The sequence below is a fragment of the Roseivivax sp. THAF30 genome (assembly GCF_009363575.1).
GTDB classification, from domain to species: Bacteria; Pseudomonadota; Alphaproteobacteria; order Rhodobacterales; family Rhodobacteraceae; genus Roseivivax; species Roseivivax halotolerans.
Genome location: NZ_CP045389.1, coordinates 1,377,644 through 1,402,101 on the forward strand (window position 1 = coordinate 1,377,644; position 24,458 = coordinate 1,402,101).

At 64.9% G+C, this 24,458-nt stretch carries 20 protein-coding genes; 16 read left to right on the top strand and 4 right to left on the bottom strand.

Annotated elements, in window-relative coordinates:
* Positions 1-4: 4 nt before the first annotated feature.
* Genes FIU91_RS06715 through FIU91_RS06725 form a run of 3 tightly spaced genes read left to right on the top strand, consistent with a single transcriptional unit; the run spans position 5 to position 4,040 of the window.
* Complete coding sequence (locus FIU91_RS06715; RefSeq protein WP_152461903.1) at positions 5-1,723, top strand: acyl-CoA dehydrogenase family protein; 1,719 nt, start codon at positions 5-7, stop codon at positions 1,721-1,723.
* The gene (locus FIU91_RS06720) at positions 1,720-3,036 is read left to right on the top strand and encodes an MmgE/PrpD family protein (protein WP_152461904.1); all 1,317 of its coding nucleotides are present in this window, start codon (positions 1,720-1,722) and stop codon (positions 3,034-3,036) included. The genes FIU91_RS06715 and FIU91_RS06720 overlap by 4 nt, the downstream gene beginning before the upstream one ends.
* A complete protein-coding gene (locus FIU91_RS06725; protein ID WP_152461905.1) occupies positions 3,033-4,040 on the top strand; it encodes an aldo/keto reductase in 1,008 nt (335 codons plus the stop codon). Before FIU91_RS06720 ends, FIU91_RS06725 begins: the two co-directional genes overlap by 4 nt.
* A 21-nt stretch (positions 4,041-4,061) precedes the next feature.
* Here the strand turns inward: FIU91_RS06725 and FIU91_RS06730 are convergent, their stop codons facing one another.
* On the bottom strand, positions 4,062-4,988 hold the full coding sequence (locus FIU91_RS06730; protein WP_152461906.1) for an isoaspartyl peptidase/L-asparaginase family protein: 927 nt from the start codon (positions 4,986-4,988) through the stop codon (positions 4,062-4,064).
* 178 nt (positions 4,989-5,166) lie between these two features.
* Here FIU91_RS06730 and FIU91_RS06735 point away from each other — a divergent pair, with 178 nt between their 5' ends.
* The 7 genes from FIU91_RS06735 (at position 5,167) to FIU91_RS06765 (ending at position 14,788) form a co-directional block, all read left to right on the top strand.
* Positions 5,167-6,051 (top strand): cyanophycinase, encoded by an 885-nt coding sequence (locus tag FIU91_RS06735; RefSeq protein ID WP_254702056.1) that lies wholly within the window; start codon positions 5,167-5,169, stop codon positions 6,049-6,051.
* Positions 6,038-8,692, top strand: coding sequence for a cyanophycin synthetase (gene cphA / locus FIU91_RS06740; RefSeq protein ID WP_152461907.1), 2,655 nt, complete (start codon positions 6,038-6,040; stop codon positions 8,690-8,692). The genes FIU91_RS06735 and cphA overlap by 14 nt, the downstream gene beginning before the upstream one ends.
* A 73-nt stretch (positions 8,693-8,765) precedes the next feature.
* Positions 8,766-10,067: an acetyl-CoA carboxylase biotin carboxylase subunit family protein gene (locus tag FIU91_RS06745; RefSeq protein ID WP_152461908.1), complete on the top strand. Its 1,302-nt coding sequence runs from the start codon at positions 8,766-8,768 to the stop codon at positions 10,065-10,067.
* A 70-nt stretch (positions 10,068-10,137) separates the two neighbouring features.
* Positions 10,138-12,153 (top strand): CocE/NonD family hydrolase, encoded by a 2,016-nt coding sequence (locus tag FIU91_RS06750; RefSeq protein ID WP_152461909.1) that lies wholly within the window; start codon positions 10,138-10,140, stop codon positions 12,151-12,153.
* Positions 12,154-12,292: 139 nt separating this feature from the next.
* Entirely contained in the window at positions 12,293-12,790 is a 498-nt protein-coding gene (locus tag FIU91_RS06755) for a twin-arginine translocation pathway signal (RefSeq protein ID WP_152461910.1), read from the top strand.
* 2 nt (positions 12,791-12,792) lie between these two features.
* Positions 12,793-13,407: a ferric reductase-like transmembrane domain-containing protein gene (locus tag FIU91_RS06760; protein ID WP_152461911.1), complete on the top strand. Its 615-nt coding sequence runs from the start codon at positions 12,793-12,795 to the stop codon at positions 13,405-13,407.
* A 178-nt stretch (positions 13,408-13,585) separates the two neighbouring features.
* Positions 13,586-14,788 carry an aminopeptidase P family protein gene (locus tag FIU91_RS06765; RefSeq protein ID WP_152461912.1) on the top strand — a complete coding sequence of 401 codons (1,203 nt, stop codon included), beginning with the start codon at positions 13,586-13,588 and terminating at the stop codon, positions 14,786-14,788.
* 10 nt (positions 14,789-14,798) lie between these two features.
* Here FIU91_RS06765 and FIU91_RS06770 read toward each other — a convergent pair whose 3' ends face one another.
* Both FIU91_RS06770 and uraH read right to left on the bottom strand, forming a co-directional pair.
* A complete protein-coding gene (locus FIU91_RS06770; RefSeq protein ID WP_152461913.1) occupies positions 14,799-16,031 on the bottom strand; it encodes a urate hydroxylase PuuD in 1,233 nt (410 codons plus the stop codon).
* A 150-nt stretch (positions 16,032-16,181) separates the two neighbouring features.
* Positions 16,182-16,538: a hydroxyisourate hydrolase gene (uraH, locus tag FIU91_RS06775; protein WP_152461914.1), complete on the bottom strand. Its 357-nt coding sequence runs from the start codon at positions 16,536-16,538 to the stop codon at positions 16,182-16,184.
* A 120-nt stretch (positions 16,539-16,658) separates the two neighbouring features.
* On the opposite strand from uraH, the gene puuE reads away from it, so the two are divergent.
* Positions 16,659-18,071, top strand: a complete 1,413-nt coding sequence (gene puuE / locus FIU91_RS06780) for an allantoinase PuuE (RefSeq protein ID WP_254702057.1) — start codon at positions 16,659-16,661, stop codon at positions 18,069-18,071.
* On the top strand, positions 18,068-18,553 hold the full coding sequence (locus FIU91_RS06785) for an ureidoglycolate lyase (RefSeq protein ID WP_152461915.1): 486 nt from the start codon (positions 18,068-18,070) through the stop codon (positions 18,551-18,553). The genes puuE and FIU91_RS06785 overlap by 4 nt, the downstream gene beginning before the upstream one ends.
* On the opposite strand, the gene FIU91_RS06790 is transcribed toward FIU91_RS06785, so the two are convergent.
* The gene (locus FIU91_RS06790; protein WP_152461916.1) at positions 18,550-19,371 is read right to left on the bottom strand and encodes a bifunctional allantoicase/(S)-ureidoglycine aminohydrolase; all 822 of its coding nucleotides are present in this window, start codon (positions 19,369-19,371) and stop codon (positions 18,550-18,552) included. The genes FIU91_RS06785 and FIU91_RS06790 overlap by 4 nt on opposite strands.
* A 193-nt stretch (positions 19,372-19,564) precedes the next feature.
* Between FIU91_RS06790 and FIU91_RS06795 the strand changes: the two genes are divergently transcribed.
* From FIU91_RS06795 to FIU91_RS06810, 4 genes are all read left to right on the top strand, one after another.
* Entirely contained in the window at positions 19,565-20,833 is a 1,269-nt protein-coding gene (locus FIU91_RS06795; RefSeq protein ID WP_152461917.1) for an imelysin family protein, read from the top strand.
* A gap of 73 nt (positions 20,834-20,906) precedes the next feature.
* The gene (locus tag FIU91_RS06800) at positions 20,907-22,319 is read left to right on the top strand and encodes a di-heme oxidoredictase family protein (protein ID WP_152461918.1); all 1,413 of its coding nucleotides are present in this window, start codon (positions 20,907-20,909) and stop codon (positions 22,317-22,319) included.
* Positions 22,319-23,389, top strand: coding sequence for an imelysin family protein (locus FIU91_RS06805; protein WP_152461919.1), 1,071 nt, complete (start codon positions 22,319-22,321; stop codon positions 23,387-23,389). The genes FIU91_RS06800 and FIU91_RS06805 overlap by 1 nt, the downstream gene beginning before the upstream one ends.
* Positions 23,379-24,437 carry a DUF1513 domain-containing protein gene (locus FIU91_RS06810; protein ID WP_152461920.1) on the top strand — a complete coding sequence of 353 codons (1,059 nt, stop codon included), beginning with the start codon at positions 23,379-23,381 and terminating at the stop codon, positions 24,435-24,437. Before FIU91_RS06805 ends, FIU91_RS06810 begins: the two co-directional genes overlap by 11 nt.
* Positions 24,438-24,458 lie beyond the last annotated feature (21 nt).

Sequence of the window (24,458 nt, forward strand, 5' to 3'; positions counted from 1 at the left end):
GACGATGGCAGCAACCGAGAACAACATTCCCGACAGCCGCGGGCTCAACGCCTTCGCGTCCGATCCGGCTTTCGACGCGCTTCTGGATATCTACCTGCCCGAGGATCTGCAGGACCGCCTCAGACCCGAGCTCGACCGCATGGGCGGACTCGTCGGGGATCGTCTCGAAGAATTGGCGCTCGCCGCCGATCACAACCCGCCGGAACTGAAGCTGCGGGACCGCACCGGTCAACGGTCCGAGACAATCGAGAAGCATCCCGCCTACGAAGAACTCGAGCGCTACGCGTTCAGCGAATTCGGTCTGGCGGCAATGTCGCACCGCGCCGGGGTCTTCGGCGCCGAGACCAAGCTTCACCCGATGGCGAAATATGCACTGGTCTATCTTTTCGTCCAGGCCGAGTTCGGCCTCTGCTGTCCGCTCTCGATGACCGACAGCCTGACACGAACGCTGGTCAAGTTCGGCGATCCCGCCTTGGTCGAACGCTACATCGATCGTCTCACGAGCCAGGACATGGACACGCTTTTTCAAGGCGCGATGTTCATGACCGAGCAGGCGGCGGGCTCCGATGTCGGGGCGATCGAGACCGTCGCGCGACAGCAGGATGGCGCGTGGCGCCTCTACGGGGACAAGTGGTTCTGCTCGAACCCCGACGCGGGTCTGGCGATGGTGCTCGCGCGGCCTGACGGGCAGGGGGCGGACGGCACGAAAGGGCTCTCGCTGTTCCTGCTGCCGCGGCACCTGCCGGATGGCAGCCTCAACGCCTACCGGATCCTGCGCCTCAAGGACAAGATGGGCACTCGGTCGATGGCGTCGGGCGAGATCGCGCTCGAAGGTGCGACCGCCTACCTCGTCGGTGAGGCCGGGCAAGGCTTCAAGCAGATGACCGACATGATCAACATGTCCCGGCTCGCAAACGGTGTGCGGAGCGCGGGCCTGATGCGCCGCTCGGTCTCGGAGGCGCTTTACATCGCGCGGAACCGGACGGCCTTCGGCAAGCGCCTGATCGACATGCCGCTCATGCGCCGGCAGCTCTCGAAGATGCTGGTTTCCGCAGAGGAGGGCCGCAGCATGGTCTTCCATACCGCCCGCGCGCTCGCCGCCTCGGATGGCGGGGATCGCGACATGGCGAAGGTTCTGCGTATCCTGACCCCGCTCGTGAAATTCCGCACCTGCCGCGATGCGCGCAAGGTCGCGGGCGATGCGATGGAGGTGCGCGGCGGATGTGGCTATATCGAAGAGTTCTCGGATGCCCGGATTTTGCGGGACGCGCATCTTGGCTCGATCTGGGAAGGCACGTCCAACATCATCGCGCTCGACGTGATGCGCGCGGCGCGGCGGGAAGGGGCACTGGACGCGCTTTCCGAATATCTGCGTCGCTGCCTTGCCGAGAGCGACGCCGAACTGGCCGCCGAGATTGCGCCCTGCCTTGACCGTGCCGTCGCACTCGCTGAGCGCTGCGCCGAGAAAGGCAGTGACGAGGAGGCACGGCGCGCGGCGTCGGGGCTGTACCACGCAAGTGCGGCGGTGTTCATGGCCTGGGAAGCGGCGCAGATGCGCGGCACGGCCGCCGAAGACCGCGCGATGCTGGCGCGGCTCGTGCTCAGCCATCGCCTCCAGCCGCGCGATCCGCTCGCCGCCGCCGAGGAGGAAGATCCGCGGCTGTCCGATCTTTTGTCGCGCGCCGCGATCGAACCTCAAGCCCGCCGGAAAGCCGCGGCATGACTGGACTTGCCGCTCGGCTTGCCGGGTTCGCGTCAGGCCCGGCGCCGCGCGATCCGGATCTGGCGCGCACCGTCCGCCTGTCACTTTACGACTGGGCCACCGTCGGACTTGCGGGGCAGGGCGAGCCGGTGGCCGAGGCGGCGTTTGCCCTGGCGCGAAGTGAGCCGGGCAAGGCCACGCTTTTCGGCGGCGGTCAGGCTGGCGCGCGCGCCGCGGCGCTGGCCAATGGCGCGGCGAGCCACGCGCTCGACTACGACGATACGCATTTTCTTCACATCGGCCATCCGAGTGTCGCGGTGATCCCCGCCGCGCTCGCCGTGGCGGAGACGCGGGGCGCAAGCGGGGAGGCGCTGCTCGACGCGCTGGCGCTCGGGCTCGAGACCGCCTGCCGCGTTGGCGATTGGCTCGGGCGCGGCCATTACGAGGCCGGATTTCACCAGACCGGGACTTCGGGCGCGTTCGGCGCGGCCGTGGCGGCGGGACGTCTTGCGGGGCTCGATGCTGGCGGCCTGGAAGCGGCGATTGGCTTGACGGCGACCCGCGCCGCCGGGCTCAAAAGTCAGTTCGGCACCATGGGCAAACCGCTCAATGCCGGGTTTGCCGGTGAGGTCGGCGTGACCTGCGCTTTGCTGGCGGAGGCCGGCGCGCGATCGGCCCCCGAGGCGATGGAAGGCCCGCAAGGCTTCGGGCCGACACATGGCGGCGCGGCCCGCAAGGAGACGTTCGACGGGCTGGGCGAGACATGGGTTTTTCCGCAGATTTCCTACAAGTTCCATGCGTGCTGCCACGGGCTGCATGCCATGCTCGAAGCCATGCGCGATCCGGCAATCACGACGCTCGACCCCGAGAAGATCACGCGGATCGAGGTCACGACCCATCCGCGCTGGCTCGCCGTCTGCAACCAGCCCAGACCCGAAACCGGACTTGCCGCGAAGTTCAGCTACCGGCTGACCGCGGCGATGGCGCTGGCGGGCGTCGATACTGCAGCGCTCGAAAGCTATTCGGCCGAGACCTGCGCGCGGCCGGATCTCATTGCGCTCAGGGACAAGGTCGAGGTCCGAACTGACGAGACGCTTTCCGATACGGCGGCACGCGTGAGACTTCTTTGCGAGGATGGCGAAAGCGCCGAGGCCGGACACGACCTCGTTCGCGATGCGGACGCCGCGGAGACCGAACCGCGCCTTCGGCGCAAGGCGGCGGCACTGCTCGGCACAGATCGCGCAGAGGCGCTCTGGGACGCGGTGCGCAGGCTGAGCACATCCTCCCTCGACACATTCACCGCGCGAATGGCTGCGGCAGGAGACAGACCATGACCAATACCGCTCTTCCGTCCCGCATTCTCGGGCAATCGGGGCTTTCCCTTACCGCGATCGGCCTCGGCGCGATGAACATCTCAGGGTTCTACGGCCCTTCGACGGAAGAGGAGGCGTTCGCGCTTTTCGACAAGGCGGCGGAGCTCGGTATCGACCATCTCGACACGTCGAACGTCTATGGCATGGGCCATTCCGAGGAGGTCATCGGACGCTATCTCGCATCGCGCGGCCCGATTTTCCGCATCGCGACAAAGGCGGGCATCTGCAGCGATCCCAAAACCGGCGGGCGGTTCTACGATAACAGCCGGGGGCATCTGACCGCATCGCTCGAGGCCAGCCTCGCTCGGCTCGGGCTTGAGGCGGTCGATCTATTTTACGTGCATCGGCGCGAGGCGGCACGCCCAATCGAAGAGGTGACCGAAAGTCTTGCCGAGCTGAAGGCATCGGGCCGCACGAAAGCCGTGGGCTTTTCCGAGATATCCCCGGCCTCGCTCGACCGGGCGATGGCGGTGCATCTCGTCGACGCGGTGCAGTCGGAATATTCGCTCGCGACCCGCGCCCCGGAGCTTGGCCTCGTGCAAGCTTGCGAGCGGCACGCAGTTGCGCTTGTCGCCTTCTCGCCCGTGGGCCGGGGCTTCCTGACCGACACGCCGCCCGACATGGCGCGGGTGGAGGGCTCGGCTTTCCTCAGGTCCAATCCTCGTTTCCACGAGCCGAACTTCGCCTACAACCTCGCAAGCTCGGACCGTTTCAGACAGTTGGCCGCTGACTTCGAGGCCCCAGCTGCCAGCCTTGCGATCGCGTGGCTCCTGTCGCGCAGCGAGACGGTCATTCCCATTCCGGGCACCCGCTCCCCGCGCCACCTCGAGGAAGCGGCGCGCGGGGCGACCATGCGCCTTGGCGCAGAGGATCTCGCACGGATCGAGGAGGCGCTGCCACCCGGCTGGGCGCATGGCGACCGCTACAGCGAGACGCAATGGCACGGGCCGGAGCGTTTCGCCTGACCCGCGATCGTCATCACGAGGTCAGTAGACGTGGGTTTCGCGGTCGCCGCCTTCCCGGCTCCAGCCGCGATACATGCCTTCGCAGTTGAAGGGCGCCGCGAAAGTGCCGTCCGGCGCGACCGCGATCAGCCCGCCCGAGCCTCCCGCGTCGGTCAAGTCGTCGGCGACAACGGTCCCGGCCGCATCCTTCATGGTGGCACCCGTCAGCCGAACGCGCGCCTCGATCTCGTGGGCCACGGCCAGCCTCAAGAAAACCTCGCCATCGCCGGTCGCCGAGATCGCGCAGCTCCGGTTGTCGGCATAGGTGCCTGCGCCGATCACCGGACTGTCGCCAACGCGCCCAGCGCGTTTCGCGGTCATCCCGCCGGTCGAGGTCGCGGCGGCGAGACAGCCGTGCCGGTCGAGCGCGACGGCCCCCACGGTGCCATGCCGCCGACTGGGATCGTCATCGAGCTCGCCCGAGCGCTCCATCTCGAGCGTACTTTGCAGGCTCGCATGCCGCTCCTCGGTGTAGAAATAATCTGCGTCCTCAAAGGGCAGGCCCGCCTCGCGCGCGACATCGAGCGCGCCGTCACCGATCATCAGGACATGGCTCGTGCGCTCCATCACCGCGCGCGCCGCCCGGATCGGGTTGCGGGGCCCCATTATCCCCGCGACCGCGCCGGCGCGGCGGTCCGTGCCGTCCATGATCGCGGCATCCATTTCGTGTGTGCCCTTGCGCGTGAAAACCGCGCCGCGCCCGGCATTGAACAAGGGCTCGTTCTCGAGTGCGATCACCGCCGCTTCCACCGCATCGAGCGCCGAGCCGTCCGCCTCCAGAATCGCCTCGCCCGCGGCCAGAACGCGGTCCAGCGCTGCGTGGTACCGCGTCTCCATCTCCTCGGTCATGGTCTGCCGCGGCAAAACGCCCGCGCCGCCATGAATTACGAGCGTGTAGCCCTGTGCCATTACAATCCTCGCGTGAAAAAGTCGGTGCCTGTGGGTCTTCGCCGCCACGTCATCGCTGAAAAACGCGGCAGAATGCAACAATCGGCGCAATTCTTTGCAAAGGGGACTGTCCTATTTACCGTTTGCCGATCATCATCACACAAGATATAGCTTCCGTTTGGTTCACAAGGGCACGTCCATGAACATGACGACACCGGTCTCGAAAAAGGATGCACGGCCCTTCGCCAAGCCGGGCGCTCTCGTTGCCATCGGCGGGGCGGAGGACAAGACCAATTCCGTCGCGATCCTGGCGCATGTGCTGGAGCTGTCGGGCAAGGATGCGCCGATTGTCGGCGTCATCACCACGGCAAGCAGCATTCCCGGCGAAGTGTTCGACGGCTATAACGACGCCTTCCTTGCGAAGGGTGCGTCGGAGGTGCTCGATATCCGTATTCGCGAGCGCAAGGACGCGCATGACGCGAAGTTCATCGACATGATCCGCGCCTCGGACGTCCTGTTCATCTCGGGCGGCGATCAGATGCGCCTGACCAATATCTTCGGGGCCTCCGACGCGCTCGACGCGATCCGGGAGCGTCACGAAGAAGGCATGGTCGTCGCAGGCACCAGCGCGGGCGCGGCCTGCCAATCGGCCACGATGGTCTATGGCGGTCCGGCGGACGATGCACTCCGCAAGGGCGCTGTGAAGATGTCGGCGGGCTTTGGCTTTGTCGAGGGCGTCATCATCGATACCCACTTCCTCGAACGCGGGCGCTTCTCGCGGCTGATGGAGGTGGGGGCGACCAATCCTGAATATCTCGGCGTCGGCCTCGGAGAGGATGCGGCAGTCCAGTTCGACGGCGACCTGATCCGCGCCTTCGGACCGGGCCATGTCATCCTGGTTGACAGCTCGGAGATCACCGGTTCGAATGTATTTGATCTCGCCGACGGGGAACCTGTCACGGTTCACGGCGTTAAAATGCATGCGCTGGTTGAGGGTTATGGATACAGCCTGAGGGACCGGCGGGTCCTCGGGCCGCACGAGCTCGAGGCAGAAAGCCTGGAGCTAAAGATTGCAAATACTTGAGCACCGTGCGCTGCGCGGCCCCAACTATTACAGCCGTTACAAAGCCATCTATATGCGCCTCGACATCGAGGAGCTGGAAGAGCGACCGAGCGACAAGGTCGATGGGATCGCCGAGCGTCTCGAGGCGCTGATCCCCACGATCCACGACCACCGCTGTTCCGTCGGAGAGGCGGGCGGTTTCCTGCAACGTGTGCGGCATGGCACATGGGCAGGACACATGGTCGAGCACGTGGCGATCGAATTGCAGAACCTTGTCGGGTTCTCGGTCGGCTACGGCAAGACCGTCGATAGCTACGACAAAGGCATCTACAACGTCGTGTACCGCTATCGCGACGAGGCAACGGGCCTCGCTGCGGGAGAGGCGGCAGTAGAGATCGTCCAGAAGCTCTACGACAGCGAGGACGTCGATCTTCAACCATATATCGACAGCCTCAAGGAGGTGCGCGATGCCAATGCGCTCGGTCCTTCGACCGGTGCAATCGTCGATGCGGCCAAGGCGCGGAACATCCCGGCCTACAACCTGACCGAAGGCACGAGCTACACGCAGCTCGGGCACGGCATAAAGCAGCGGCGCTTCCAGGCGACGGTGACGGATGCGTCGGGAATCATCGGTCACTCCATCGCCGACGACAAGGACTGGACCAAGCAGATCCTGGGCGAAGCGGGCGTGCCGGTGCCGCACGGCCAGACCTGTTATTCCTTCGAAGAAGCGCAGGCTGCCGCCGAATGGATCGGCTGGCCGGTCGTCACCAAGCCGCTCTCGGGCAATCACGGGCGCGGTGTGACCACTGATATCAACACGCTCGAGGATCTGCGCTCGGGGTATGACGCAGCCGTGGCGCGGGCGCGTGACGACTACGCCGGCGTGATCGTCGAAAGTTACATCAAGGGCGAGGATCACCGGATGCTGGTGATCGGCGGCAAGCTGGTCGCAGCCGCCCGCCGCCGGCCGGCGCATGTGGTCGGCGATGGCAAAACCACGATCCAGGCGCTGATCGACATCGAGAACCAGGATCCGCGACGGGGCGTCGGACACGAGAACCTGCTCACACAGATCCACGTGGACGAGCAGACGCACCGGATGCTGGAACAGGCGGGCTACACGCTCGATACCGTGCTGCCCGAGGGCGAGATCGCCTTCCTGAAGTCGACGGCCAATATCTCCACGGGTGGCACCGCGGCGGATCTGACCGACGAAGTGCATCCCGAACTGCGCTTCGCGATGGAACGAATCGGACGGCTTGTCGGGCTCGATGTGATCGGCATCGATCTGCTATGCGAGAACGTCTCAATCCCGCTCGATCGGCAATCTGCGGGCGTCGTGGAGGTCAATGCCGGCCCCGGTTTCCGTATGCATATGTCGCCCACACATGGCCATCCGCGACCCGTGGGCCAGCATGTTGTCGATATGCTCTTCCCCGACCAAACGGATGACGGGCGCATTCCGATCACAGCGATCACCGGCACGAACGGCAAGACCACGACGACGCGGCTCACGAGCCACATCCTGCGCCAGGCGGGCTGGTCGGTGGGCATGGGCTGCACCGGCACGGTCGAGATCGACAACAACGTCATCCTGCGCGGCGATTATTCCGGCCCCGCGGCGGCTCAGGCGGTCCTCCGCGAGCCGACCGTCGAACATGCGGTGCTCGAAGTTGCGCGCGGCGGCATCATGCGGCGCGGTCTTGGCTTCGACGAGGCAGATGTGGGCGTTCTTCTGAACATCGCCTCCGATCACCTCGGCGAGCGTGGCATCCACACGCTCGAGGAACTGGCGCGCTGCAAGACGGTCGTGGTCGATGCGGTCAAGCGCAAGGGCGAGGGCGGCTATTGCGTCCTCAACGCCGACGACCCGCTCGTCATGGACCAGGGCACCTATTGGGCGCGCGGCGAAATCATCTATTTCACGATGAACCCCGACAACCCGGACCTGGCGGAGCATCTCAGCAACCTCGGCATGGTCATGAGCGTAAAGAACGGCTGGATCGTGCTCCTGCGCGGCAAGGTGACGGTCGAGATCGTGAAGGTGAACGATGTGCCCATCGCCTTCGAAGGTCACGCGCCGTTCAACGTTCAGAACGCGATGGCGGCTGCAGCCGCCGCGCTCGCGCACGGGATCGAGATCGACGATATCCGCGCAGGGCTTCTGACCTTCCATCCGACGCCAGCACAGATGCCCGGCCGCACGAATTATTTCGAGGCGGACGGCGTGAAGTGCCTCATCGATTACGGTCACAACGTCCCCGCTCTCGAGGCGCTCGAGCCGCTCGTCACCGGCCTCGGCACGCAGCGCAGGATCGCGGTCTCGACCGCTCCAGGCAACCGGCGCGACGAAGACCTGATGGCGCTCGGCGCGCAGCTCGCCAAGATGTGCGACGAGGTCTATGTCTACGAGACCGATGCGCGCGGACGCGAGGAAGGCGAGGTCGCGAGGCTGATCCACGAAGGCGCTGCCTCTGGCGGTGAAGCCGGACGGGTCGAGATCATCATGGGTGAGGCGGAAGCCGTCGATCGCGCGATGGAAAGCGCGCGGCAAGGCGATTTCCTCCTGCTTCTGGTCGATGACATCGACGGGACGACAGAGCGGCTCAAGGGCCGGTCCTTCCCGACACAAGCCGAACTGGCACAACCGGGCAACTGATCGTAACGGGCGTGGCGACCGCTCTCTGCCGGTCGTCGAGCCCGACACCACCTTCGCAGGGAAGGAGGCAAGAATGACCAAGAATGTATTCGTCATCGGACTGAACGATCTCAACGCCGAACGTCTGAGGCGCCTGCGCGGCGTCGAGGACGTGGAATTCCACCCGCTCCTGACACCCGCGCAGGTGTCCGAGACGCAGGATTTCGACATCCCCGCCATGCTGAAGGAGGCCGAAGAGACGCTCGACGCCTTCGACGGCTCCATCGACGCCATCGTGGGCTATATCGACTTTCCGGTCTCCACGATGCTGCCGATCCTCTGCGAGAAATACGGCACGCCACAGGCATCGCTCGAAAGCTTGCTGAAATGCGAACACAAGTACTGGTCGCGCGTGGTCATGCGGGAGGCGATTCCGGATCATATCCCGAAATTCACCGCCTTCGATCCGTTCGACGACGAGGCTCTCGCGAAAATCGGGCAGGCGGACCTGCGCTTTCCGTTCTTCGTCAAGCCGATCAAGTCCTCGGGCTCGCGGCTCGGCTTCCGGATCGATTCGCCCGAGGATTTCGACTTCGCCATCGAGAAACTGCGGGCCGAGATCCGCAGCATCGGCGAGCCATTCGACCATGTGTTGAGCCGGGCGAACCTGCCGGAAGATATCGCAGCGGTCGAAGGGCATTACTGCATGGCCGAACAGGTCATCGGCGGGCGGCAATGCACGGTCGAAGGCTACGTTCACAACGGCGAGGTCGTGCCTTACGGCACGGTCGATTCGATCCGCTATCCTCAGGTCTTGAGCTTTTTCTACTACCTCTACCCGTCCCAGCAGCTCCCCCAGAAGGTGCAGGACAAGATGTGGGAGATCACCCGTACGATCATGGCCCATATCGGCTATGACAATGCGGGCTTCAACATCGAGTATTACTGGGACGAGGTGCAGGACAAGATCTGGCTTCTGGAGATCAATACCCGTATCGCGCAGTCGCACTGCGACCTCTTCGAGATGGTCGATGGGGTCAGCCACCAGCAGGTGACGATTGACCTGGGCCTCGGCCGGAAACCCGACATGCCGAAAGGCGAGGGGCCAGACAATGTCGCGGCGGAGTTTTTCTACCGCGTGTTCTTCCGTGATGCGACCGTGGCCCGTGCGCCATCGCGCGCGGAGGTCGAGGTCGCGGCAGAGCAGGTCGACGGCACGCGCATCGCCTCGTATGTCAAGAAAGGCCAGCTCCTGTCCGAATTGCCGGAGCAGGATGCATACAGCTTCGCGGTCGCATCTGTCTGGATGGGGGCACGGACGCAAGGCAAGCTGCTCTACAATTACGAGCAGGTGATGAAACGGCTCAATTACGAGTTTACCGACATCGTTGAATAGGTTGCCGCATGGACTTCGGGGGCCGAGGCGGCGATAAGCGCCTCGACCCCTCAAGCGATCGGCGAGCCTCATGAAAATCGACACGAACCTGCCCCGCCCGGTGCGGGAGATCGAACATTTCGAGATCCCGATGCCCGACGGCACCAAACTGGCCGCGCGGATCTGGATGCCCGAGGATGCAGAGGCGCGGCCCGTGCCCGCGATCCTCGAATACATTCCCTATCGCAAGAACGACAAAACGCTGGAGCGTGACCACGCCCGCGCGCCTTGGCTCGCGGGTCAGGGCTACGCTTACGTGCGGCTCGATCTGCGGGGAACGGGCGAGTCCGAGGGCTTGATGCTTGATGAATACCTGCCCATCGAGCTGCAGGATGGTTGCGACGCGATCGCGTGGATCGCCGATCAAGCCTGGTGCGATGGCGGCGTGGGCATCGTCGGTATCTCCTGGGGCGGCTTCAACGGATTGCAACTCGCCGCGCTGCGCCCGCCCGCCCTGAAAGCCGTGGTCAGCATCTGCTCGACCGACGATCGCTACGCGGACGATGTGCATTACATGGGCGGCGCGCTTCTGTGCGACCAGCTTTCCTGGGCGTCGGTGATGTTCGGGATCAACACGCTGCCGCCCGATCCCGCGCATGTGGGCGAGGCCTGGCGCGGCATGTGGGAAGAGCGGCTCGACAAGTCGGGGCTCTGGCTCGACACCTGGCTCCAGCACCAGACCCGAGACGACTTCTGGAAGCACGGCTCGGTCTGCGAGGACATCTCGGATATCGAGGTGCCAGTCTACGCGGTTTCGGGCTGGGCCGACGGCTATTGCCGCGCCGTGTTCCGTCTGGTCGAAACGCTGAAGAGCCCGGCCAAGGGCATCGTCGGCCCGTGGTCGCACAAATATCCCCATCTGGGCGCGCCAGGCCCGGCGATCGACTGGCTCACCGAGGAGACACGCTGGTGGGATCAGTGGATGAAGGGCGTGGATACGGGCGTCACCGATGAGCCCGCGCTCTGCGTCTACCTTCAGGACCATGCCAAACCTGCGGGCTTCTATGACCATCGAGACGGGCAGTGGATCACGGAGCCAACCTGGCCGTCGCCGAACGTGGCGCGCACCCGGTTCACCCTGGGCGCGGATGGCGGTCTCGGTGGTGCGGAGGCTGAGGAAGGCGCGAAGCTGACGCTCTCATCGCCGCTCTGGGTCGGCGCACATGCCGGCAAGTGGTGCTCTTATGCCAATATCGGCGATCAGCCCGGCGATCAGCGGCGCGAGGATGCCGGTAGCCTCGTCTTCGAGACCGGACCGCTCGATGCGCCGGCGCATCTTGTTGGCGATCCGTCCCTGACGCTGACATTTGAGGTGGACAAGCCGGTCGCCCAGGTCGCGGCGCGGCTCATGGACGTGGCCCCGGACGGGGCGGCGACACGCGTGAGCTACGGCGTTCTGAACCTCACACATCGGGACAGCCACGAACATCCTGCTGAGCTGGTTCCCGGTGAGACCTACACCGTCACGATCCCCATGAAGCATGTCGCGCAGACCTTCCGCGCCGGGCACCGGATCCGGCTCGGTCTGTCGACGAGCTATTTCCCGATCATCTGGCCCGCGCCAGAGCCGGTCACCCTGACCGTTCTGCCCGCGCGATCGCAGCTCGACCTGCCGCTTTCGGAGGCGCCGACGCCGCGCGCGACCGAGTTCGGCAAGCCGCGCGCGGCGGAGCCTCTGGATCTCGAGTTCGACGTCGAGCCGCATTCGGGCTGGTCGGTTCACGAGGATCGGGAAACCGGCCGCGTGACGGTCGAGACGCGCGATCACGAGGGAGCGGCGCATATCGTCCCTCACGGCTTGCATCATTCGGCCGATGTGCGTGAGCGCTATTCGATCCTGCCGGACGATCCGCTTTCGGCCGAAGGGCAGGTCACCTGGGTGCATGAGATGTCGCGCGAGGATTGGTCGATCCGCACCGTGACCGAGACTCGCCTGACCTGCGATGCCACCCATTTCCATATCGAGGCGCGGCTCCGGGCCTGGGAGGGCGACCGAGAGGTTCGTGATCATCGCTGGAACCGGTCGATCCCGCGCGTCTTGGGCTGACACGGCAAGGCGCGCTCCGGCGCGCTTGCATGTTCACAATCGGGTGGGCGCGCTTCACTCTGCGGCAGATCGTGCCAAGCTTTACGCGCAGGAGCGGCTGCGCTTGCGCGCTCCTAAAGCCGACAGAGGAGAGACAGCCATGACACGCTCCACGATCGATCGCCGCACGTTGATGATCGGCGCCGCGGCGGCTGGAGCCGCGCTTATCACTGGGGCCTCCGGCCTTCTCGTGCCCGCACGGGCGCAAGGTCTTGCCCCGACGCCGACCATGCGCGGCGGCTCCAACAATTATCGTCCGGGCGCACCCATCGTCGACCGCATCGGAGGCGGCGGCTTCTGGATGACCGGCACTGTGCGCCGCGCAGGTGACGGCGCACCTCTTCCGAATACCCGTATCCAGATCTGGGCGCATACGACCGAAGGACATGAGCGCGACCCGCAAAGCCACGGCGCGACGCTTACGGATGCCAATGGCGAGTTCCGGCTCGAAATGCCGCAGATCGTGCCCGCCTTCGGTCAGCCGCACGGGCACCTTGCCTATGACAGCGGCGAGTTCGAGACGGTGTTCCTGCGTCCGGTCATGTCCAGCGCCAGCGAGACCAGCCTGCGCGCCGATTTCGTGCTGCAACCGGCCTGAACGTGAGCCGGTTGCGCGGCGTCCTGATCTGGCTTGCGCTTCTTGCGGCGCTGTCCTGGCCGGTGATTGTTTCCGCGACAAGTCCGCTCCTTGAATGGCGCGGCCCGATCTACATCGCGGCCGGGTTTGCCGGGATCCTCGGTCTTGCCGCGATGGTCCTGCAACCGCTTCTGGCCGCGGGTTATCTGCCGGGCCTGCCGCCACAGCGCGGCCGCCGCGTTCATCGGCTGGTCGGCATCGCGCTTGTCCTGCTTATTATTCTTCACGTCGGCGGCCTCTGGATCACGAGCCCGCCCGATGTGATCGACGCGCTCACATTCACCTCCGCCACGCCTTTCGCGGCCTGGGGCGTCATAGCCATGTGGACGGCCTTCGCGGCTGCGGCACTGGCGCTTTCCCGCAAGAAGCTTCGGCTCAGCCCGCGCCTCTGGCGTCCCGGCCACAGCGGGATTGTCGCGATCACGCTCGTCTGCACCATCGTCCATGCGGTCCTCATCGAGGGCACGATGGGGCAGGTCTCGAAGATCCTGCTATGCGCGCTGGCGGTTCTGGCAACGGGCCGGGCGCTCCTCGATCTGCGTGCCTGGGCCCTTCTGAAGCGGCGCCGCGCGATTTGAGACTTGCCGCGGCGCACCGGACGACGCCATAATCGCAAAAGGGGATCGGCGATGGCGTCGCCCGCGCGGGACAGGCCGCGCGCCCGTATCACCGTCCTGAACGCCGGGATCTTGCTTTGTCGTTGCCGCGGCGGGGGAAGGTCTCGCCTCCTGCGGTAGCGCCGCCAGGAGTAGAGCGATGAACCGTCCCGATTTTTACCGTTTCTATCAAGGTCCGCGTATCCTGCCTTTTGCGCCGGACGAATACGATGCGCGGCTTGCCATTTTGCGAAAAAGCATGGACGAGGCAGGGCTGTCCGCGTGCCTTTTCACCTCGATGCACAGCATCGCCTATTACTCGGGCTTTCTTTACTGCGCGTTCGGGCGGCCCTACGGCCTCGTGGTGACGCAGGACGCGAGCGTGACGATCAGCGCCGGGATCGACGCGGCCCAGCCTTGGCGGCGCTGCCATGGCGACAACATCACCTATACGGACTGGCAGCGGAACAATTACTGGCGCGCGATCCGCGAGATCACCGGGCAGGGCGCGGCGCTCGGCTTCGAGGCCGACCACATGACGTTGGCGCAGCATGCGCTGATGACGGAATTCCTTGCGCCAATTCGGGCTCATGACATCGCGCCCGCGACAATGCGCCAGCGGATGCACAAATCTGCCGCCGAGATCGCGCTGATCCGGCAAGGCGCGGCGGTGGCTGATGTAGGGGGCTATGCCATCCGCGAAGCGATCCGTGAAGGCGCCCGCGAGATCGACGTTGCGATGGCCGGGCGCGATGCGATGGAGCTTGAGATCGCCGAGCGTTTTCCCGATGCCGAATATCGCGATACCTGGGTCTGGTTCCAATCAGGGATCAACACGGACGGGGCGCACAACCCCGTGACAGCGCGTAAGCTCGAGCGCGGAGATATCCTCTCGCTCAACACCTTCCCGATGATCTCGGGCTATTACACCGCGCTCGAGCGCACGCTCTTCGTCGGTGACGTGGACGCGGCCTCCCGCGCGATCTGGGAGGCGAATGTCGCGGCGCATGAATACGGCATGTCGCTTCTGAAGCCGGGCGCGTCCTGCGCGGAGGTCACGGAAGCGATCAACGCCTTCTTCGCGGAGCGCGACCTCTTGCAATACCGCACGTTCGGCTACGGCCACTCCTTCGGCGTTCTGTCGCATTACTACGGACGGGAGGCGGGACTGGAGCTGCGCGAGGATATCGACACGGTGCTGGAGCCCGGCATGGTTATCTCGATGGAGCCGATGCTGACCATCCCCGAAGGGCAGCCCGGAGCTGGCGGGTACCGTGAGCATGACATCCTCGTCATCACCGAGGACGGAGCGGAGGATATCACCGGCTATCCCTATGGGCCGAACTTCAATACCGTCGGCTAAGGATCTGATATTATTCGGAGGCCGTGCCGCGATACCAGGCAACGATCTGCGCGCGGGCCTCCGCGTCCATCTCGAACGCATTTGGCGGCGGCATCGCGTGGCTGCGCCCGGCTTGCAGGTAAACCTGCCGGGCGTGGCGCGCGACATCGGCCTCGGTCTCGAGCACGACGTTCTTCGGCGCGCGGTGAATGCCCGTCCAGGAGGGCTCGCGCGCATGGCACATGGAGCAATTGCCGACGACCGCGTAATAGGCGTCCTCGAACCCCGCCGCAGAGGCAAGCCGGGTCTCGTGCGGCGTCATCTCGCGCGCGGCGGCGTCCTCATAGGTCTCGTTACCCGAGAAGGTCGAAAGCCAGGCGATCGAAATCATGATCAGCACCGTAACCGCCCAGGTCCAGTGCGGCCCGGTCCCGGTCTTGTGCAAGGTGTTGAAATAATGACGGATCGTCACGCCGGTCAGGAAAATGAGGCTGGCGATGATCCAGGCATATTCGGTCGCGAAGGCCAGCGGGTAGTGGTTCGACAGCATCAGGAAGACGACCGGCAGCGTCAGGTAATTGTTATGGGTCGAGCGCAGCTTGGCGATCTTGCCGTATTTCGGATCGGGCTTCCGGCCCGCCTTGAGATCGGCCACGACCACCCGCTGGTTCGGCATGATGATGAGAAACACGTTCGCGGTCATGATCGTCGCCGTGAAGGCGCCGAGATGCAAAAGCGCCGCGCGGCCTGTGAAGATCTGCGCGTAACCCCATGACATTGTGGTCAGAATGACGAACAGGATGAGCATCAGTGCCGTCGGCGTCTCGCCCAGTTTCGACTTGCAGAGCGCGTCGTAGGCGAGCCAGCCCAGCGTCAGAGAGCCGCCGGAGATCAAAATGCCCTGCCAGAGCGCGAGGTCCGCCTTGCCCGGATCGATGAGGTAAAGCTCGCCGCCGACCCAGTAGACGATCATCAAGAGCGCCGCGCCCGACAGCCAGGTCGAATAGCTCTGCCATTTGTGCCAGGTCAGATGCTCGGGCAGCCGATCCGGGGCCACGAGGTATTTGGTTGTGTGGTAGAAGCCGCCGCCATGCACCTCCCATTCCTCGCCCGCCGCGCCTTCTGGCAGGTCGGGCGCATCGCGTAGCATGAGGTCTAGCGCGATGAAGTAGAAGGATGCGCCGATCCACGCCATGGCGGTGATGACATGCAGCCAGCGGACCGAAAAGGCGATCCAGTCCCAGATGATTGCCAGATCGTACATGAAGCCTGTCCCCGAACGTCTTGCGAGCGCGGATGCGCGCGTGTCGCCTTATTTTGTGGCATGCAGACGGTGCCCGCAAACGCCTTGTGCCCGCTCTTTCGGGGCGTGCATTGGTAACGCCCCTGTGCGGCTATGGAATAGGCAGACGAATTAGCTGCCGCGATAGGTCGAGTAGCCATAGGGCGAGAGAAGCAGCGGCACGTGGTAGTGCGCGTCTGCATCCGACATGCCGAAGCGGATTGGAATCTCGTCCAGGAACAGCGGCTCTTCCGCCGCAAGGCCGGCGTGTCTGAGGTAGTCTCCTGCAAGGAAAACAAGCTCATAGCTGCCAGTCTTGAAGTTCTCTACCGGAAGGATCGGCGTGTCCGTGCGCCCGTCGGCATTCGTGACCGCCTCGGCGATCAGCGTCCGCTCGGACCCGTCCAGATGATAAAGCGCAATTGCAAGCCCGGCTGCCGGGCATCCCCGCGCCGTATCGAGCACATGCGTCGTCAGGAAACCGCTCATGAACCACTCCTTCGCTGTCACGTCTCTCTATGCCTGTCGCGCGCAGGCTTGCCAATCCGACTTGATCCTCGCGGCGTGCTCCGCGATCTATGTTGGGACGGGACAGAAGGGACATCGATCGTGACACGCTATCCGCGAGACATGCGCGGCCATGGGCCGAAGCCTCCTCATGCGAACTGGCCGAACGGCGCGAAGATCGCCGTACAGATCGTGCTGAATTACGAAGAAGGTGGCGAGAACAACATCTTGCACGGCGATGCGGCCTCCGAGGCGTTCCTGTCCGAGATAACCGGCGCGCAGCCCTGGCCCGGTCAGCGGCACTGGAACATGGAGACGATCTACGAATACGGCGCGCGCGCCGGGTTCTGGCGCGTCCACGAACTGCTGAAGCATCTGCCGATCACCGTCTACGGCGTCGCGACCGCGCTTGCGCGCGCGCCGGAGCAGCTCGCCGCGATGCAGGAGGCCGGCTGGGAGATCGCGAGCCACGGGCTCAAATGGATCGAGCACAAGGACATGGACCCCGAGGAAGAGCGCGCGCAGATCCGCGAGGCGATCCGCTTGCATACGGAGGTGACCGGTGCGCCCCCACGCGGCTGGTATACCGGGCGCTGCTCGATGGAGACTGTGCGGCTTGCGGCGGAAGAGGGGGATTTCGATTATATCGCAGACAGTTACGCTGATGACTTGCCGTATTGGGTGAAGGCGGGAGGCCGCGATCAGCTGATCGTGCCCTACACGATGGATTGCAACGATATGCGTTTTGCGATCCAGGCGGGCTTCACCGATGGCACTCAGTTCGAGGGCTATCTGAAAGACAGTTTCGACATGCTCTATGCAGAGGGCGAGGCGGGTGCGCCGAAGATGTTGTCCATCGGATTGCATTGCCGCCTGATCGGGCGGCCCGGCCGCGCGATGGCGCTGAAACGCGCGCTCGATCACATGGCGGCGCATGAAGGGGTCTGGTTCGCGACGCGCGCCGAGATCGCGGAGCATTGGGCGCGGGAGCATCCGCCCACGCCCCGCCAGCGTCCCTCAGAGATGGATCGCGAGAGCTTCGTCGCCGAATTTGGTGGCATTTTCGAGCACAGCCCCTGGATCGCCGAGCGCGCGCATGATCTCGAGCTTGGCCCCGCACATGATTGCGCGGCGGGCGTGCATAATGCTCTTGCGCGGATCTTCCGTTCGGCCGAGGAGTCGCGCCGGCTCGAGGTTCTGAAGGCGCACCCGGATCTCGCGGGCAAACTTGCCGCAGCGAAGCGTCTCACGGCCGAGTCCACGGCGGAGCAGGCGTCGGCGGGGCTTGACGCGCTGACCGACGAGGAACGCGAGGCGTTCACCACGATGAACGAGGCTTACACCGAGAAGTTCGGCTTTCCCTTCATCATCGCGGTCAAGGACAACACGAAGGCGACGATCATGCAGGCCTTCAAGGATCGGCTGAACAATGACCGCGCCACGGAGTTCGAGACGGCCTGCCGGCAGGTGGAGCGTATCGCCAAGCTGCGCCTTCTGGACAAGCTTGGCGCATGAGCCGGGTTATTCGCATGGAGCCGCTGACAACGGAGGCCTTCGCGCCCTTTGGCGACGTGCTGGAGATCTCGGGCGCGCCTGACAAGATCATCAACCAGGGGCTTTGCGGGCGGTATCACGACCGGGCGACGCTTGACTTCGCCGATGGGCGCGCCGGGATCAGCCTTTTTGATGCCGAGCCGCGAAGCCTGCCCATGCGCCTCGAGATGGTCGAGCGGCATCCGGAGGGAAGCCAGGCTTTCCTGCCGATGACGCAGGAGCCGTTCCTTGTCATCGTTGCCCCGGACAAGGGCGGCGTGCCGGGCGTGCCGCGCGCGTTTTTGACCGCGCCGGGGCAGGGCGTGAACTACCACCGGGGCACATGGCACGGGGTTCTCACGCCGCTCGCCGCGCCGGGATTGTTCGCGGTGGTGGACAGGATCGGCGCGGGCGCGAACCTCGAGGAGCATTGGTTCGACGCGCCGTTCGAGGTCGCCCGCTAGAGGCTTAGCGGGGCGTGTCGGTTCACGTCCTTGTAAAGCAGGTAGCGGAACGGGCCGGGCCCGCCTGCATAGCACGCCTGCGGGCAGAAGGCGCGGAGCCACATGAAATCGCCCGCCTCGACCTCGACCCAGTCGGTATTGAGCCGGTAGACCGCCTTCCCCTCGAGCACGTAGAGACCGTGCTCCATCACATGCGTTTCGAGGAACGGGATCACCGCACCGGGCTGGAGCGTAACGATCGTGACGTGCATGTCATGTCGCATGTCCGCCGGATCGACGAAGCGCGTCGTCGCCCATCTGCCCTCCGTTCCCGGCATCGGCGTCGGCGCGATGTCGGCCTCGTTCAGGATCAGCACATCCGGCTCGGCCAAGCCGGGGGCTGGCACGTAGGCTTTCCGGATCCAGTGGAAGCGCAGGGGGGCGTCGCCCTCGTTGAAGAGCTGCCATTTTGAAGAAGGCGGCAGATAGGCGTAACCGCCCGGTGTGAGGCTGTGCGGCTCGCCATTCACCGTCAGGCTCGCTGTGCCGTCCACCACGAAAAGCACGGCCTCCGCGCGATGATCGGTCTCGGGGTCGGCAGAGCCGCCGCCCGGCGCGACGTCCATGATGTATTGCGAAAATGTCTCCGCAAAGCCCGAGAGCGGGCGCGCAAGCACCCAAAGACGCGTATCGCTCCAGCCCGGAAGATAACTCGTCACGATGTCCTGCATCGTGCCTCGGGGTAGCACGGCATAGGCTTCGGTGAAGACCGCGCGGCCCGAAAGGAGCTGCTCCTGACCGGGGTGGCCGCCCTTGGGCGCGTAGTAAGTGCCGCTCATCTGTGCCTCGGAAAATCTATGTCGGGTGCGAGGATACCCGCCGGATCCGTCCTTGCGCAACGCGATTGCAGACCTTTGGGGGAGTGACGATCGCTGTCGATCGAATCGTCTGACAAAAATAATTGGGTATTGACTGCGATCATTATCCCGACCAAACAAGTCAACAATTCGATATCAACAGGGGGACGCGATCATGCGCTCAACGGGCTTCATCTCATTCGCATCGGTGCTGGCACTTGGTGCTGGCATGGCGCAGGCGCAATCGGCGCGGGACGTGATCGACGGATATGCCGATCTGGCCGAGGCGAAATATACCGACAGTCTCGACGCGGCGCGGGCGCTCGACGCTGCGATAGATGCGTTCATCTCGTCCCCGTCCGAAGAAAGCTTCGCGGAAGCCAAGGCGGCATGGCTCGATGCGCGTGTGCCCTACCAGCAGACCGAAGCCTACCGCTTCGGCAATCCGGCCGTCGATGAATGGGAAGGCAAGGTCAACGCCTGGCCGCTCGACGAGGGCCTGATCGATTACGTCGACACCTCGCTCTACGGCGAGACCAGCGAAGAGAACAACTTCTTCCGCGCCAACGTTATCGCAAATCCCGAGATCTCGGTCGGCGGGCAATCCGTCGATGCAGGCACGATCACGCCCGGGCTTCTTCAAGACTTGCACGAGATCGACGGCGTCGAGGCCAACGTGGCCACGGGATACCATGCCATCGAGTTCCTGCTCTGGGGTCAGGACCTGAACGGCACCGATGCCGGCGCAGGCCAACGCGAATGGACCGATTACGCGGCGGATGACTGCACCAACGGCAATTGCGAACGCCGCGCGGAATACCTGGCAGCCGCGTCCGATCTGCTCGTCTCCGACCTCGAGGATATCGTCGCAGCCTGGGGCGAGGATGGCGAGGCGCGCACCAATCTCAACGAGATGTCGGATGGCGAGGGGATCGCCACGATCCTGACCGGGCTCGGATCGCTGAGCTACGGCGAGCTGGCGGGTGAACGCATGAAGCTCGGCCTCATCCTGCACGATCCCGAGGAGGAGCATGATTGCTTCGCCGACAACACGCACAATTCGCATTTCTACGACGCCAAGGGCATCCAGAACGTCTATCTCGGGAGCTATACCGCGCTCAACGGCACCGAGACGTCCGTGCCCTCCCTCGCGGATCTCGTGCAATCGGTCGACCCGGCCCTGCATGAAGAGATGACCGCGAAGCTCGACGCGACGATGGAGGCGATGGGTGCGATCAAGGATCGCGCCGATACGGGCACGGAATCCTACGACCAGATGATCGGCTACGGCAACGAGAAGGGCAACGCGCTCGTGCAAGGCGGGATTGACGCGCTGGTGGACCAGACGCGCACGATCGAGGCGCTGGTTGCGACGCTCGACGCCTCCGAGATCAACGTCGAAGGATCGGACTCGCTCGATAATCCGGGCGCGGTCTTCCAGTAAGCCCGCGACATTCGAGATCTATGGAGGGGGGCGCTTTACGGAAGCGGCCCCCGGTCCCTTTCAAGGAGCAGTCATGCAACGCGGCGCGATCACGGGCCTCTGGGCCGCCACGTTCCTTGCCGGTGTCACGACACTTGCGAACGCCGAGACCGCCGCGGAGCGCAAGGCACGCATCCTCGCCCCGACACAGGATTTCAGCGAGGCCGAGCAGTTCGAGCTCTACCAGGGCGGCTCTGGCACAAATACCGAGCGCCTCGACGCGAACGCGTTCTCGCTGCCCTCCGCCGCGCTGAGCTTCGAGCAACGGTCTGATTTCTTCGTCGGCAACGGCGTCTTCGATCGCCCTTGGGTCGCCGCGCCGTCCTCGACCACAGGCTCGGACGGTCTTGGCCCGTATTTCAACGCACGCTCCTGCCAAGGCTGTCACATCAAGGACGGTCGCGGCCATCCGCCCGAAGAGGGCGACAGCAACCTGGTTTCGATGCTCTTTGCATTGAGCGATCCGTCGGGCGCGCCCGACCCCGTCTTCGGGCACCAGTTCCAGGATCAGGCGGTGACCGGCATGGCAGCCGAAGGCAAGGTCAGTGTCAGCTACGAGGCCGTGCCGTTCGAATATCCCGACGGCACGCGCGTCGTGCTGCGACATCCCGTCTACAAGACCGACGCCGACCTTGCGCCCGGCGTTGCCTTGAAGCCGCGCATCGCGCCGCCGATGATCGGGCTTGGCCTCATCGAAGCGATCCAGCCCGAGGACATCCGCGCCTATGTCGATGCGGAGGATACGGATGGGGACGGCATCTCGGGCCGCCCGCACATCCTCGAAGATGGCACCCTCGGCCGCTTCGGCTGGAAGGCGACGGCGGGCTCGATCCTCGAGCAATCGGCGATCGCGTTCTCGAACGATGTGGGCCTTTCGACCCGGCTTATCGCGGCGGCTTATGGCGACTGCACCGAGGCGCAGGGCGATTGCCGGAACGCGTTTCACGGCGACGATGACGGCGCGCCCGAGATCGCCGACGACCTTCTGGACCTCGTGACGTTCTACTCTGCCAATCTCGCCGTTCCGGCCCGGCGTGATCCCGGTGCGCCGGATGTCCTGGCGGGCAAGGCGCTGTTCTACGAGGCGGGCTGCACCTCATGCCATGTGCCAAAATACGCCACTGCCAGCGGTGCCGCGCCCGAACAGCGCAACCAGCTCATCTGGCCCTACAGCGATTTCCTTCTGCATGACATGGGAGAAGGACTGGCCGACCGGACACCGACCGGCGATGTCGCGGCCTCCGAATGGCGCACGCCGCCGCTTTGGGGTATTGGCCTTACGGAAACGGTGAGCGGGCATACCTACTTTCTGCATGACGGCCGGGCTCGCTCGCTCGAAGAAGCGATCCTCTGGCATGACGGAGAAGCGCGCGCGTCCCGCGATGCCTTCGCAGCCTTCACTGCCGACGAACGCGAGCAAATCCTGCAATTCCTCGGGAGTCTTTGATGCGCCTTCTGACCTTGACCCTTTGCCTTGTTCCGACGCTCGGCGTCGCGCAGAGCCGGTTCACGCCTGAAGAGGCCCGGATCTTGCAGAAGGGTCTCACCGTCACGGCCGAGGAGTTCATTTTGCCCGCATACCGTACGCAGGAAGAGGCCGCGGCCCGGCTGACTTCCGCGCTAGGGGACTATTGCGGCAGCGACGGTGCGCTTGACGAGGTGCGTGACGGCTACGCGGATCTCTTTCTGGCCTGGCAGCGCGCCGGGCTGGTGCAACTCGGCCCGGTCACGGAGGCGGAAGGTCCGATGCGCGTGCAGCTCTGGCCCGACCCCAAGGGGTTTTCACGCCGCGCGGTGCTCGCGGCTCAGAACGACGAGGATCCGGCGATGCTGGAGGAGGGGGCGCTCGAAGGGCGGTCGATCGCTCTGGTGAACCTCACGGCGCTCGAGGATCTGGTGCAGTCCGACCTCACACCGGGCAGCTATTCCTGCGATCTCGCGCGCGCCATTGCCGATTATCAGGATGAGCTGGCGCAAGGCTTCGTCGATGAATGGACGCCGGGCGCGCCCTTTCGCGATGCCTTCGACAGCGCGGCGGAGGGAAACGAGACCTATGGCAGCGTCGACGATCTCATCCGCGAATTCCTGTCGGGTCTGGTGGTGTCGACCGACCGCATCCGCAAGAACAAGATCGCGCGCGGGCTCGGGGCCGAACCGGGCGAGACTTATCCCGAACGCACCGAGGCGGTCGCGAGCGGTCTTGGCCTCGAGAGCATCAGGGCGAGTTTTTCGGGGCTCGCGGACCTCTACGAAGTTCCGGGAGGCTTTTTTGAAATGACCCCTGAGGCTGGAGGGCTCATGGATCATTACATGCATGGCCAGACTGCCCGGAGTGTCGCCGAGACGCTGCAAGGTGAGACGCGCAGCCTTGTCGAGATCGCCGAGGCGGATGGCGAGATGGCCGCGACGCTGCGCCGCTACGGCGAGCTGTTGGTGTTCCAAGAGGCCTACCTCAAAGCCGGACTCGCCGAATCCCTCGGGCTGACAGCCGGGTTCTCTGCCGCTGATGGCGATTGAGCCCCTCAGCCGCCGGACGCTCCTGCGTCACGCAGCGCTGGGGCTCGGCGTGGTCGCCTGCGGCCGCGCGCTCGGTCAACCTGCGGATCGCGCGGTCTATGTCGGCATAGAGACGCAAGCCGCGACTGAGCTCAGCAAGGCGGCCTTCTATTCCGAGACCGGGCGACTGCTGGACCGCGTGCCCCTCGATTTCAGGGCGCACGGTATGGCGGCGCACGGATCGCGCGTCGTGGTCTTTCCGCGCCGCCCCGGCACGCGGTTTGCGCTGATCGACGAGGCGACGCTTGAAATCGTTGGCCGGATCGATGCGCCCGAGGGGCGGCATTTCTTCGGGCACGGGGCCTTCACCGCCGATGGTCGCCACGTCATCGTCACCGAGAACGACCTCGAGACTTTGCAAGGCGCGCTCGGCGTCTATCGTTGCGAGGGCGTGCCCCGCCGGATCGGGCAGATCGACCTGCCGGGGCCGGGGCCACACGAGATCACCCGGCATCCGGAACGCGATCTTTTCTTCATCGCGCTCGGCGGGCTCGAGACTCATCCGGCCTATGGGCGCACGCCGCTCAACCTTCATGATTTTCGCAGCCAGGTGCTGAGTTTCGACTTCGCGTCAGGCCGTGTCGAGCCGATGGATGTCTGGCCGGGGAGCGAGGGCGTTTCGCTCCGCCACCTGGCGATGGATCATGCCGGGCGGCTCTATGTCGGCGGGCAGGTAGCGGACGAAGCGCGGGGCGATCCTGCATCGGTTTTGTGGCTCGTAGAGGACGGGCAGGAACACCGGATCGCGGAAGGTGCGGCCCTTGGCGGCTATGTCTCGTCCATCGCCGCCCACGGCTCCGAAGCGCGTGCGACCTCCAAGGAAAGCGGTGCGATCCTGCATCTCGACGGGCGCTCGGCCCGCGAGGCTGGCCGGATCGAAGGGGCAGGGGGCGCGGCGCTGTCGAGCCGGGTCGAGGCGGTCTCAGGCTATCGGATCCTTTCGCTGAACGGCGAGACGATCCGCCCGGAGGACGGCGCCGAATTTGACAATCACGGCTTCGCTCTCTGAGACGGGCACGGGTCAGAAGGG